This is a genomic window from Streptomyces sp. NPDC047017 (genome assembly GCF_040644175.1).
Taxonomy (GTDB): Bacteria; Actinomycetota; Actinomycetes; order Streptomycetales; family Streptomycetaceae; genus Streptomyces.
The window spans coordinates 1-12,093 of record NZ_JBEYVW010000029.1; the positions used below are offsets into that span (position 1 = coordinate 1).

General features: G+C 67.3%; 9 protein-coding genes. 6 read left to right on the plus strand and 3 right to left on the minus strand.

All coding sequences use genetic code 11. The features are described from left to right. Positions 1-203 precede the first annotated feature (203 nt). Entirely contained in the window at positions 204-1,724 is a 1,521-nt protein-coding gene (locus ABZ858_RS34310) for a hypothetical protein (protein ID WP_361387868.1), read from the plus strand. Between the two features lie 135 nt (positions 1,725-1,859). Here ABZ858_RS34310 and ABZ858_RS34315 read toward each other — a convergent pair whose 3' ends face one another. Beyond that, entirely contained in the window at positions 1,860-2,669 is an 810-nt protein-coding gene (locus ABZ858_RS34315; RefSeq protein WP_361387871.1) for a hypothetical protein, read from the minus strand. Between the two features lie 482 nt (positions 2,670-3,151). Here ABZ858_RS34315 and ABZ858_RS34320 point away from each other — a divergent pair, with 482 nt between their 5' ends. The 5 genes from ABZ858_RS34320 (at position 3,152) to ABZ858_RS34340 (ending at position 10,634) form a co-directional block, all read left to right on the plus strand. Then, complete coding sequence (locus tag ABZ858_RS34320; protein WP_361387874.1) at positions 3,152-3,868, plus strand: hypothetical protein; 717 nt, start codon at positions 3,152-3,154, stop codon at positions 3,866-3,868. A gap of 679 nt (positions 3,869-4,547) precedes the next feature. Continuing rightward, positions 4,548-5,189 (plus strand): TnsA-like heteromeric transposase endonuclease subunit, encoded by a 642-nt coding sequence (locus tag ABZ858_RS34325; protein WP_361387877.1) that lies wholly within the window; start codon positions 4,548-4,550, stop codon positions 5,187-5,189. Beyond that, a complete protein-coding gene (locus tag ABZ858_RS34330; protein WP_361387880.1) occupies positions 5,189-7,477 on the plus strand; it encodes a transposase in 2,289 nt (762 codons plus the stop codon). The genes ABZ858_RS34325 and ABZ858_RS34330 overlap by 1 nt, the downstream gene beginning before the upstream one ends. Continuing rightward, the gene (locus ABZ858_RS34335) at positions 7,474-8,757 is read left to right on the plus strand and encodes a TniB family NTP-binding protein (protein ID WP_361387883.1); all 1,284 of its coding nucleotides are present in this window, start codon (positions 7,474-7,476) and stop codon (positions 8,755-8,757) included. The genes ABZ858_RS34330 and ABZ858_RS34335 overlap by 4 nt, the downstream gene beginning before the upstream one ends. Positions 8,758-8,771: 14 nt before the next feature. After that, the gene (locus ABZ858_RS34340; RefSeq protein ID WP_361387886.1) at positions 8,772-10,634 is read left to right on the plus strand and encodes a TniQ family protein; all 1,863 of its coding nucleotides are present in this window, start codon (positions 8,772-8,774) and stop codon (positions 10,632-10,634) included. Between the two features lie 100 nt (positions 10,635-10,734). Here ABZ858_RS34340 and ABZ858_RS34345 read toward each other — a convergent pair whose 3' ends face one another. Then, on the minus strand, positions 10,735-11,142 hold the full coding sequence (locus ABZ858_RS34345; protein WP_361387889.1) for a GtrA family protein: 408 nt from the start codon (positions 11,140-11,142) through the stop codon (positions 10,735-10,737). Then, positions 11,142-12,092, minus strand: coding sequence for a glycosyltransferase family 2 protein (locus tag ABZ858_RS34350; protein ID WP_361387892.1), 951 nt, complete (start codon positions 12,090-12,092; stop codon positions 11,142-11,144). The genes ABZ858_RS34345 and ABZ858_RS34350 overlap by 1 nt, the downstream gene beginning before the upstream one ends. Position 12,093: the final 1 nt, after the last annotated feature.

Sequence of the window (12,093 nt, forward strand, 5' to 3'; positions counted from 1 at the left end):
CGCCGGCCTCGTCTCCGACCGCACTGTCAACGTCTGAAAACCGGCCACGGCAAGGCCGAACACGCCTCACCCGCTATCACGCACCAACTCGTTAGCAGCTGGCGGTCGCAGCATTTCATGGATGCGGCCCATCGAGGTCCGGTGGCGGACACGGTCGGCGCACGCACGCCAGCGAGGAGCAACTGCACTAAGGAGAGGGCGACTTGGCCGGGCGGAACATGGCGTACCTGCGCAGGCACGAGGTGGAGAAGCTCCTCCACCTGGACAAAGGTGAGCTGGACCGACTGCTGGAGGAAGACGAAGACTTCCCTGAAGGGTCCCGGGATCATCACGACCTGTTCGACCAGGCACTCGGCAAGCAGCCGCCCGTGACGTGGGACGGCGGCTCGGTCTACATCTGGGCCGCCCGCTCAAGCCGGTTTCGTGAGCGAGGAGCCGTGCTGCTTGATCCTGCCCTGGACACACGGTCCGTCGCGCCCGGCAAGTGGCTCGGATTCCAGCCCACCTCGCAGGGCCCGGCCATGGACTGGGACACCGACCTCGGCATCGTGCGCATCGTCCACACCACTCGCCATGGCGCAGCCTGCGCTATGGCCGAAGAACTGGCCGAGGACTTCGGAGCTCAGGGCGTGATCACCGTATGCGCCCTGTTCGGTGATATCGGATTCTCGGGACCGGCCTTGATCGCGGCCGACACCGCGCAGCCGTTCCTGGAGTACGAGACCCAGTGGGGCCTTGCGACCCGGCTCGTCGGCCAGCCGCTGCCCTGGTGGCCCCGTGCGCTGCGACGCTCCGACGTGATCAGCCAGTGGTCGCCGGGCGCACCCGTCACCCTCGCCGAAGTCCTGCCCGACGAGAAGGAGACCACCCTGCGGCAGGCAGCCACCGTCCGATGGCCTGATGACGCCGCCAAGACGGCACTTGTGGACCTGGCCAACTCGCTGCGCAATCACGACATCGACAGCCTCGACAGCGAGATTCGCATCTTCGCCGAACACGGTGGGCACCCCCATGGCGACCCGCTCCTCATTGCGGCCCGACACCGTACTGAGGGCTACCCCCTGCCCCGCACCGATGACCGTGATCTGCTCGCTGCAGGCTGGCGCACCATCGCTTCCAGCCAGCTCTTCGAAGCCTACGAACCCATGGAGATCGGAATGAACTACGCCGTCGATCTCCTGCCGTACGGTCCGCGCACCGAAGTGCGCCTGCGAGGCCCCGCGGCCCGCCGATGGGGGCAGCAGCTCACGGCGTGCACACCCACCGCCGTACACGCCGTCCTCGCCGGTGACGCCCACGACGTGACCTTCCACACCGACCGCACCACCGGCATTCCCATCGTCCGCAAGGGATCCTCCCGCGAGGGCACCTGGGTCTTTCTGGCCCCACTGCAGCTAGAGGACCAAGGCGCCCAGCTCAAGTCCGTGATCCTGGAAGACACCGTATGGGTACAGACCACGGACGGCCGGATCCATCCCGGGCCGTGTACCCCAGGCGACCACCTGTGGTGGGGCCCCGGCGGAGGGGACCGGCCCACGGAAGCCGCCTGGGTCATCTCCCAGCTCATGGACGACATCAGTACGCGAGTGAGCCTGGCCGACCACTGGGACCACGCCCCCGCCGGCCTGACGAAGCTCCTCAACAAAACCCGCGGGTACGGCACCGAACTCCCGAGGGCCGTGCTCGAGCATGCCCGGACGCAGCAGGTCGACGGCCTTTCTTAGTCGACCGTCCATGCCGCCTCATCTTGATTCTCGCCACTCCTGCTGGGCCGCGAGCAGGCGAGGGAGAAGTGCGGCGCCGGCGGGTCTTACCCGCCGTCTGGGTGTGCGCCCGGGCCGTCGAGCTCGACCAGGCCGTCATCCAGGCGCAGTACCCCCCCGGTCGCCTCGGGCAGCCGGAGGGGTGTAGGTGGAGCCGGTGATGGCGATGGGTGAGTCCGTGAGAAGCACGCCGATCTCGTCGGTGGTGCGGCCATTCGCCCAGCGCACGCAGTACCGGCCATCAGGCCGGTGAGCCGGGGTGGTGGTGCCTTCATGCCCCCAGCAGCTCCACCACAGATACGCCCGCGTCAGCAGGGCACTGCGTAGCGGGGTGCAGGCGACGGGGGTCCAGTAGTGGGCGAGGTTCGTCTCGGTGGGCGTGAGCAGTGGGGCGTTCTTGAGGAGCTGTCGCTCGAAGGGCTCGTCCAGCAGCGCAAGGTCCCATCGGCCCAAATGGCCGCTGGTATCCAGGAGCTCAAGGCACGAGCCGGTCGGCAGGTGGCGTAGGACGAGGCATCGCTTGCCGACCGACTCCAGCCGCAGCCCGGGCAGGCCGGTGAGCTCGATCGTGCCGTCATCGTTGGTGCGCTGGGTGGGCAGCAGGAAGCGGGCGATGCGGGCGGCGCAGCTCAGCCGAAGGACGAGGCGATCCGGCCGGGAGCTGAGGCCGCCGAAGTAGAGCAGAAGGTCGGGAAAGCTCCGCCCCTCCATACGGTCAAGGGGGTGCTCGCGATCGCGGCTGAACAGGCAGGTGTGCAGCATCGCCTGGAAGGCCTGCTGCCCTTGATCCGCAGTGCCCAGGACGATCCGGCCGCTGCGGTCGAGTACCGGATGCAGATCGTTGTGGGACAGACCGAGCAGATGGCGACAGGCGGCGCGGTGGGTTTTGTCGCGGACGTAGGGCATGGCAGTTCTCCCTGGTGTTGTTCGCTGCCCGGTCAGCACAAGGGGAAAGCCGTCATAGGTGTGCCGCTGTCGCGAGGAGACTGGGTATCGCACCCTTTGGCCCGTGGCGGGCCCGTCCGGGGTGGGCCCTTCGACCGGCAGCCGGTCTCCGCGGCTGCGTCGAGCGGGACGCTACGCCGCCTTACGGCGCGGATCGGTGTCCGACATTCGGAACCGCGCCGCCCGTACCCGATTGGACGCGCCGTCATGTCGCCGGCAGGGCTCTTGCTGCACGGGCGTGACACCAGGAACTCTGGCTCGTTGCTCAGCGTGGGCCGCCGTCTGCGTCGGCCCCGGCTCCAGTGCGTCCTGCCCCGTGAGCGGGACACACGATCAAACGCCGAAAGTGGCAGGGCAGCGACGCAGATCACCGGTGCTGGCTCGTACCTTGACGCGCACCAGGTCACGGGACGATGTGCGCGCCACGAAGGGACACGAGCGTTATGAACCCCAACCACCGTGACAAGCAGGCGGCGAAGGCCCGCCGCGAGGCGGACGGCCGCCCGTATGCTGCGCATCTCGCCGACGTCCGGCGTGAACGTCTGGAGCACCTCGGCCGCGTCGAGCACGAGGAGTTCGTGCCCGACAAGCTCAAGGCGGACGATCCGATGCCCGCGGAACTCCCGCTGCTCGTGCGCCACCACATCAGCGAGATCAACCGCTATTTCTGCGACGTGCTGATGCACGCCTATCACGCCGACACTTACGCGGAATGGGCACGGATCGCGCTGTACCGGCTGACCGACGCTCTGGAGCACTTCCATCTGATGATCGGCACGACCGTGGCGCACCTGCAGTACAACCACATCTCCCCCGACCGGATCCGCACCTACGTCCAGGCCCGCACCTATAGAGACGTCGAGGCGTTCGTCACCCCGAAGGCCAAGGAACACCTAGACGGCCTGATCGGCAGGAACGAGACGGCCGACGGCAGGCAGCACTCCGGCATCAGCCATCACGTCGGGCGCCGCATCGCAGAGCGCACCGAATGGGCAGAGCCGGACCGCGAGGACACCCTGGAAGCCTTCCTCGCCGTGCTCTACAACAACTATCCCGACGACCCGCAGGCCTTCAGCGCCCTGCCCGAACACATCCGGGACTGCGCACTCAAGACCGCACCGCACTCCCTGGTGACGATCTCGGACGACGACGAAAGCTGACCCTTCGGGCGTAGCCCGGTGGGCGATGGTCTCCAGCACCACCGGGCTACACCGCTTACGCGGCAGGAACGGACCGGGAAACCACCTGGTCACAGGCCTGCCGCCTGAGACCGGCGAAGGGGCTGAGGGGCCGAGTTTTCGAGAAAGGCACTGGCGAGGAGAACGTCACGGACCGGGGCGACAACGGCGAGTTCGACGACACCTGGGCCGACACCGCCGGCCGCCTTGCCGAAGCCGCGGAACTCGAAGCGGAGAAGACCTGCGAAGCCTGTGGTGAGCCCGGACGCGCCCGCTTCCACGGCGACCAACACGGCACCTGGATCAAGGCCCTTTGCGATGGCTGCAGGGCAGTCCCTGGCTCCGCTCTATGTCATTTCGCGATCGGACAAGCGAAGAAAGTGAGCACATTGGGTCGCAAACATTCGACGCTCCACGCCAAATTGTGGTCAATTTCGAAGAAGGGTCGCCATCTCTGGGCAGAGGGTGCTGCCGTGGATAAATGGGCGGCGCAACGAGGGCAGTGATCCCATCGGAGTCAAGTCACCTTGACCAGTTGGCCATTGAGTATGACGGGGATGTCACCGAGCGGGATCGGCTACGGCTCGATGACGACTGGCCTCGTCGGTGGAGTTCGTCATGGCGGGTGGGTGCTGGTGAAGTCTGTTGGCCGATCCGAGACATGGCGCACGTGCCGGTGCTGTCGTCACGTCCGATGCGGGGGTTCACATGGCGGGCGAAGCAGCGGCATCGCCCCGGCCTGGAGGTGATGGTCTCAACAGGCAGGCAACACGGCTTCGAGTCGCTGGAAGAGATGCGCCTGCTGGTCGCGCTGGACTTCTTGAGGGCATCGGAGGTTCTGTCGCAGCCGTTCCGGCTGGACTTCGAGCATGTGGGCGGACAGCCCTGGCACATCCCGGACTTCCTAGCTGTGATCGACGGCGGGATGTGGCTGCTGGACGTCCGGCCGATGAAGCTGATCAAGAAAGAGGACGCACTGAAGTTCGCGGCGGCCAGGGAAGTGGCGGCCGCCTGCGGCTGGCGGTACTCGGTGATCGCGGGCTGGCGTCCGCATGTCTGGAGCGTCCTTGATCATCTGTCCTCTCGCCGGCGGCCGGCGAGGGACCTGCTCGGCATGCGGGACCAACTGCTCACCGCTATCGGCGGGCGGCCGGGACGGATGATGACGTTCTGCGAGCTGGCGGACTCGACCAGCGTGCCTGCCGTTGGCCGGGCGAACATCGTCCGGCTGCTCTGGCACCGCGAGCTCGGCGTTGACCTGGGCAGTCCTTTGCGGGACAGCTCGCTGATCTGGGCGGTGTGATGGCAGCCAGGGGCTTCCTGCAGATCGCACCGGGCAGGCGGGTCGCGCTCAACGGCATCGAGTGGACGATCGAAGCCGTCCACGGTCAGTACGGCCGGCTCGTCCTCACGGACGACGACGGCCGCGCGGAGACCCGCTCGTTCCGCTGGCTCATCAACCATCCCGACCTGCGGCTCCTGCCGAAGCCCCGAGAGCCGGGGCACCCGTCGCCAGTCGCCCAGCAGCCGAGGACCCTGGCCGACCTGACACAGGACCAGCTGGAGCGGGCCCGACTGCGGGCTGCGCACGTGCTGGAAGCCGAGACGGGGTTCCGGGAGGGCTACCCGGCTCGGGCCCTGCCGGGTGAGCCCCGCCCTGCCTACGACCCGGACCGCACGACGCTGACCGAGCGCCGCCGCTCGAAGGCTGCGGAGATGGAGGCGATGCCCCGCCCGGAAGCGGTCCGGCTCGGCCTGCAGCACCTCAGCTACCGGACGCTGATGCGTCTGTCGGGACTGTCGGGCGACAGTCTCCTGCTGGCCTGCGCGGACGGGCGCTGGACACGGCGACGCAGCGGGCACCGCAGCATCACCGAGGAGGTCCGAGAGGCGATCTTCGCGGTCAAGGCCGAGTGCCGCGAACGCGCCGGCCTGAGTCTGGCCGCCAGGCACCGGTTGATGCACCAGTACATGCGCGAGCGGTTCCCGGCCTTCCCGACCGAGAAGATCCCTTCCCGCTGGACGTTCGCGACAGTCTGGGAGGAGTGGTTCGGACCCGGCGGAGCCCGGCCGCGCTACGGGCGAACGGCCGAGGCCGCCGCGGAGGCCGGGGTCTCCGGCCGGGTGGTGGTCCACCGGCCGGGCCAGGTTCTGGTGCTGGACTCGACCCCGATGCCGGTGAAGCTGCGCGAGACCGTCTTCGGTGATGCGGTCACCGCGACGCTCACCCTCGCGCTCGATCTCTACACGCACGGGCTGCCGGCTTTCCGGCTGACGCTGCAGTCCGACACCTCGGTCGATGTCGCGATGCTGCTGAGGGACGTGATGCTGCCGCTTCCGATGCGGGACGGCTGGGGCGAGGACATGGAGTGGCCCTACGCCGGCGCTCCGGCCGACGTGATCGCCGAGTTCACCGGGCACCGGGTCGCCGCCCTGCCGTTTTTCGCCCCGGAGACGGTCACCACCGACCACGGCGGCCCCTACAAGAACCACGACCTGGTGGAGGCCGAGCGGGAGATCGGCTGCCGGATCCTTCCTGCCCGCGTCCTGCGCCAGACCGACAAGTTCGCGGTCGAGCGCCAGTTCCTCACCGTCCAGACCATGCTCTTCGAACACCTGCTGGGTTTCACCGGCGGTGACGTCGCGGACCGCGGGGCCGACCCGGAACGCGATGCGAGCCTCACACTCGCACAGGCCGAGCACATCATCGCGACCTGGATCGTCCAGATCTGGCAGAACCGCAAACTCGGCGAATACGCCCCGAGTTGGGCGCCGGGCGAGGATCACAGCCCCAACACGCTGTTCGCCGCGGCGATGGAACAGGGCGGCTTCGACCTGGACTTCCCCGAACCGAGCCTCTACTACAAGGTCCTGCGCAAGCACCACGTGAAGATCCATCCGCGTCGCGGCGTGAAGATCCTCGGGCTTTGGTATCACGACCCGGTCCTTGACGAGCCGCGGTTCCAGCAGCCCTCCGCCCGAGGCGGCAAACACGCGCGCCAATGGGTGGTCCGCAGCGACCGAAGGGACCGTCGGCAGGTGTTCCTCCAAGACGACGCCGACCATGAGACCTGGCACATCCTGCGCTGGCGAGGACTGCCTCCCGACGGCGAGATTCCCGCCTTCTCGGACAAGACCGCAGGCGCCCTTCTGGCGCACGTGAAGGCGAACAACATCAGGATCCACTCGGAAAGCGAGCTCCTGGAGCATCTGCTCGGGATCCTCGGCTCGGTCACCCCCGTCGATCAGTGGCCCAGCCAGGCCAAGAAGAAGGCCGGGAAGAAGCGACGCGTCGCCCAGGCCCGCGAGATCACCCGAGCAGAGGCCGCCGCGGCCGACCGCCCTGCCACACCGGCACCCGCCGACGAGCAGATCCCGGCCGAAATGCCCGCGGCCTGGGCCGAGCACGCCCGCACGATCGACCACGCGGTCGACGCCGACCGGCGTCGGCGACGCGAAGAAGCACTCGCCGGCACCAGGCCCGTCGCCCCAGCAACGCTGCACGCAGCCCTGAACCGGCGTCGCATGTTCCGGCTTCCGCCTTCCGACGACTCGGAAGCCGACACAACTGTCCGAGAGGACGACACGTGACCCAAGCTCTCTCGCACGACGATTCGGTGGAGGGCCTGCCTTCACGAGCCAGGATCGCCGAGTTGATCCTCGGCAGCCGCCCATCCCTCGACACCTACGCCGGCTGGCAGCACTATCGCGCCCACTGCGATCTGCTCGTCCCTGCCTCCGTGATCTCACCGAAGCAGTGGTCCATGCTTCCCGAGAGCCGCCAGTACGACTACGACCTCTACCGAGAGCTGACGAACGCGAACCTCCCCCTGCAGGACACCCCGATGCACGACAAGGTCGGCAGGCTGATCCGGCGCCGGTTGAGCGGCAACACGAGGAAGAAGAACGACCCTACCCGCGCCGGCGTCATGATCAGCGGCTGGGGCAACTACGGCAAAACCGCGTCTGTCATCTCAGCCGGGGCCGTCTTCGAAGACCAGTGGCTGGAACTGCACAGCCACCTCAACCCCGGGGCCATTCCGGGCACTCGGGACCTTCATGCGCCGGTCGTCTATGTCTCGACCCCGGTGACCGCGACCCCGAAGAGCCTTTGCGTATCGATCCTGGCCTTCTTCCGCGCCCAGACCCGCAAGTCGGCCACGCTGCCGGAACTGGTACGGCAGGTCGCCGACTCCCTCCACGACCACGGCGTCAAAGCGCTGATCCTGGACGACATCAGCCGGCTGCGGATGCACAGAGCCGACGATCAGGACGTCCTCGACCTGATGCGGGCCTTCATGAGCCTGGACGTCACCCTGATCCTGACCGGCGTCAACATCCCCGGCACTGGGCTGCTTCGCGAGGCCACGTGGAACAAGAAGACCCGGCAGTGGGAAATGCCGCCGCTGGAGTCGACCCGCATCCACGGCTTGGAGATCACCCAGACCGAGCACCGCTTCGAACTCATCGAGATCGACCGCTTCCGCTACACCACCCCGGAACAGATCCAGGCCTTCGTCGATCACCTGGAGGGAATCGAGCAACATTTGCGGCTTTCCAACGCGAAGGCGGGCATGCTCACTGACGGCACCATGCCGGAGTACCTGATGCGCCGAACCGGCGGTGTCATCGGCCTGCTGGGACGCCTGCTCGAAGACGGTGCTCAAGAGGCCATGGAGTCCGAGAAAGAACTGATCGACGAGAGCCTGCTGGACGAGATCGTGCTCCGACGGGACGCGCCCGAACAGGCACCGGACGAGCCCGTGATCCCGGCCGGCCCGCCGACCGCTGACAAGAAAACCACACCGGCGAAGCGCCCCCGGAACACCGTCTTCGATGACGCTGGCCCGGCCGCCCGCGCAGGCGCCTGACGGGTGAAGCCACGATGCATCCACTGCCCCGGAGCCTCGAACCTCTGCCCGGAGAGTCCCTGGTCAGCTACATGCTGCGGCTTGGGCACCGTCTCGGCCTCTCGCCTCTCCACCTGATTCGCGCGGCAGGCTGGATCAAGGACGGCGCCAACCCAAATCACTTCCCCGGCAGTCTGCTGCTGGACCTTCCCAGTCCTCAGATCGACGCATTCGCCCAGCTCACGGGACAGACGGCCGGGGAAGTCTCCGCTCTGACGCTGGCGCAGTGGCGAGACCGCTACCCGCCGATCGCCCGGTCCCTCCCCGACCTGGGGCGCTTGATGAGGCCAGATGCATGGCTCTACGTCGGCTCGCCCCGCTTCTGCCCATCCTGCCTGGCGGGCGACGGCACCAGGGTCCAACAACTGCACGGCGGGCCCTGGCTCAAGCTCTGGCACCTGCCCATCATCTTCGCCTGCACCGAGCACCGGACCTACCTGGAAGCGGAATGCCCGCACTGCGGTCAGCCGCACGACACACAAGGCCCCCTGCTCCAACGAGCCAACGACCATACGCTGCATCCAGCGCAATGCCGGTGGACGGTCAACACTGCCGCACCGAGGAGGAAGTCTTTCGCCTGCGCCGGCAGACTCGACCACCTCACCGCCTCTGCGCGTGACCAGCCACAACCGACCGCGGACATCATCCGCTTCCAGAAGTTCCTGCGCGACCGCCTGGAATCGCCCACTCGAACCACGGACACGTCCGAGTACTTCACCGATCTCCGGCTGGCCACCGCACTGATCAACGCGACATGGCCTCACAGCCGGGACCTCCTCGACGCCGACACCGCTGAGCGAATCGACGCCAACTCGCGGAAAATGCAAGACAGTCCGAGCAGGAGATACAACCAACAAGTCCACGACACGCCACCGCGTGACCCCATTGCCTGCGGAGCCCTGCTCATGGCCGCAGACCACCTGCTCTCGAGAGACGACCTGCCCGACCTCATCTCGGATCTCACACGCGCTGCCTTCGGCAGCCCTTCAAGCCGAACACCATGGGCCGTTCTCTACGACAGACACAAGAGCGACTGCTCCGAGCGACTCCGCCAGGTCGCTGAGCCCGTCACTCGGACGTTCCCCCAGGTCAGTGGCGGCCGCAGAGGCACACGAGGACCGCTCCGAAGCGGCTACCAGCCCGAGCACATCCCGGCGTTCCTGGAACCCGACTGGTATCAGCGCTACCTGGCCCGCTGCGCGGGCTCGGAAGTCAAGTCCGTGCGCAGGGCCGCGGCCGTCCGACTCGTCCAGTGGGCCAAGGGCGGAACCTACGACGACGCCGCAGAGTTCCTCGGGATCGCTCCCGTCCAGACACATCTACTCACTGGACGGGAGACCCGGCGCTCAGCATGGACGCGATGCAACCCCCTTGAGGTCGACAACGCCCTTCGCGCTCTTGCCTCAGAACTGCAAGCACGACGTCAACCACCAATTGACTACCAGCGCAGGCGACAAGCACTTCACGAATGGGTGCTCAGCATCGATTCCTGGGAAGCGCTATTCAATGAACTCCCGTCCGTCCGCACCCAGACCCGCACCCGGACCGACGACCGCAAGCGCCAGGACGCCTCGGTGTTCATCTGGACGCTCATCACGCGAGGCGAGCACCTCTTCGCTCCCCGCCCACTCGAAGCCGCACAGCCCACCGAGATCCAGCAAGAGTGGGCCGCGCGGCGGAACACCGCATGGTTCCAGTTCTCCCGCCCCGATCCACTGCGTCACTACGCGGACCTGCGCCGACTCCTCACCAACTACGCGCAGCGACTTGCCCGGGACATCGACTCAGGCGCTGGACAGATCATCAACATCAACACCTTCGGCAATCACCCACAGTGAGCATGCATGCCCTTGAGGTGCCAACTATCCCGCTCAGAATGTGCCAACAAGAATTCTCCACCTCGCTCTGACCTGCACAGCTCAGACCGAGATGTGCCAACTAAAGGTCTCGGTCACAGTCGGTCTTGGGCAGCATGATCCAGCGGGAGACCACGAAGGTGACCGGGATCGCCGCCGCCGAGGCGAGCAGCGGGGCGAACCGGCTCCCGGCGTGCAGCACGTCCACGATCACGTAGACGCCCGCCGTGGTGATCAGGAAGTTGGCCGCGTTGGTGAGCGGGAACAGCAGGAACTTCCGCCAGGTGGGCCGGGTGCGGTAGGTGAAGCGGGCGTTCAGGAAGAACGAGCCGATCATGCTCAGCCCGAAGGCGAGCACATGCGCGAGGAGGTAGGGCAGGCGCATGAGGAACAGCAGGTACAGGCCGTAGTACGTGGCCGTGTTGATGACGCCGACCACGGCGAAGATCAGGATCTGCCGCGGCATCGGGCGGGCCATCGCGTTGCGCATCAGGGAATGAGGTCCTTCGTCCGTTCCACGTTGCTCTCCTTCACCAGGAAGTGCGGGCGGCCCTTGACCTCGTAGTAGATCCGGCCGGTGTACTCCCCGATGACCCCGAGCATGACCATCTGGACACCGGCGAGCGCGGTGACCGCCGTGATGATCGTGACATATCCGGGGGTCTGCACGCCGTTGACGAGCGCGGCCCCCACGATCCAGGCCGTGTAGACCCCGGCGCACAGCAGCAGGCCCATGCCCAGGTGCAGGGCGGCGCGCAGCGGCCGGTTGTTGAACGACAGCAGCCCGTCCAGCCCGTAGTTGAGCAGGGCCTTCAGCGTCCAGGAGCTGCGGCCGTGCTCGCGTACGGCGTTGCGGTACTCGAAGGTGGTGCTGGGGAAGCCGACCCAGGCGAACAGGCCCTTGGAGAAGCGGTTGTACTCGGTCAGGGCGAGCACCGCGTCCACCACGCGCCGCGACAGCAGCCGGAAGTCGCCCACGCCGTCGACGAGTTCCACGTCCACGAGCCGGTTGACCAGCCGGTAGTACAGGCGGGCGGTGAGGGTGCGGGTGACGCGGTCGCCGTCCCTGCTGCGCCGGGCCAGGACCTGGTCCCAGCCCTGGTCGCGCAGCTCGACCATGCGCCGGATCAGCTCCGGCGGGTGCTGGAGGTCGGCGTCCATGACGATCACGGAGTCCCCGGAGGCGTGGCGCAGGCCGGCGAGCAGGGCCGCCTCCTTGCCGAAGTTGCGGCTGAAGGAGACGTAGCGCACCCGCGGGTCGCGGCCGGCCAGGCGCTGCAGCAGGGTCAGGGTCCGGTCGCGGCTGCCGTCGTCGACGTACACGAACTCCATGTCGTGGCCGAGCGGCAGCAGCTCGTCCGCCACCTTCTGGACCGCGTCGTGGAAGCGTTCGACGACGTCTTCCTCGTTGTAGCAGGGCGCGACGATCGAGATGAGCATG

Bases quoted from the DNA above. Each gene is read 5' to 3' on its own strand.
- ABZ858_RS34330 (WP_361387880.1), top strand. From the start codon at position 5,189: ATGGCAGCCAGGGGCTTCCTGCAGATCGCACCGGGCAGGCGGGTCGCG.
- ABZ858_RS34340 (WP_361387886.1), top strand. From the start codon at position 8,772: ATGCATCCACTGCCCCGGAGCCTCGAACCTCTGCCCGGAGAGTCCCTG.
- ABZ858_RS34315 (WP_361387871.1), bottom strand. From the start codon at position 2,669: ATGCCCTACGTCCGCGACAAAACCCACCGCGCCGCCTGTCGCCATCTG.
- ABZ858_RS34350 (WP_361387892.1), bottom strand. From the start codon at position 12,092: ATGCTCATCTCGATCGTCGCGCCCTGCTACAACGAGGAAGACGTCGTC.
- ABZ858_RS34325 (WP_361387877.1), top strand. From the start codon at position 4,548: ATGGCGCACGTGCCGGTGCTGTCGTCACGTCCGATGCGGGGGTTCACA.
- ABZ858_RS34345 (WP_361387889.1), bottom strand. From the start codon at position 11,142: ATGCGCAACGCGATGGCCCGCCCGATGCCGCGGCAGATCCTGATCTTC.
- ABZ858_RS34320 (WP_361387874.1), top strand. From the start codon at position 3,152: ATGAACCCCAACCACCGTGACAAGCAGGCGGCGAAGGCCCGCCGCGAG.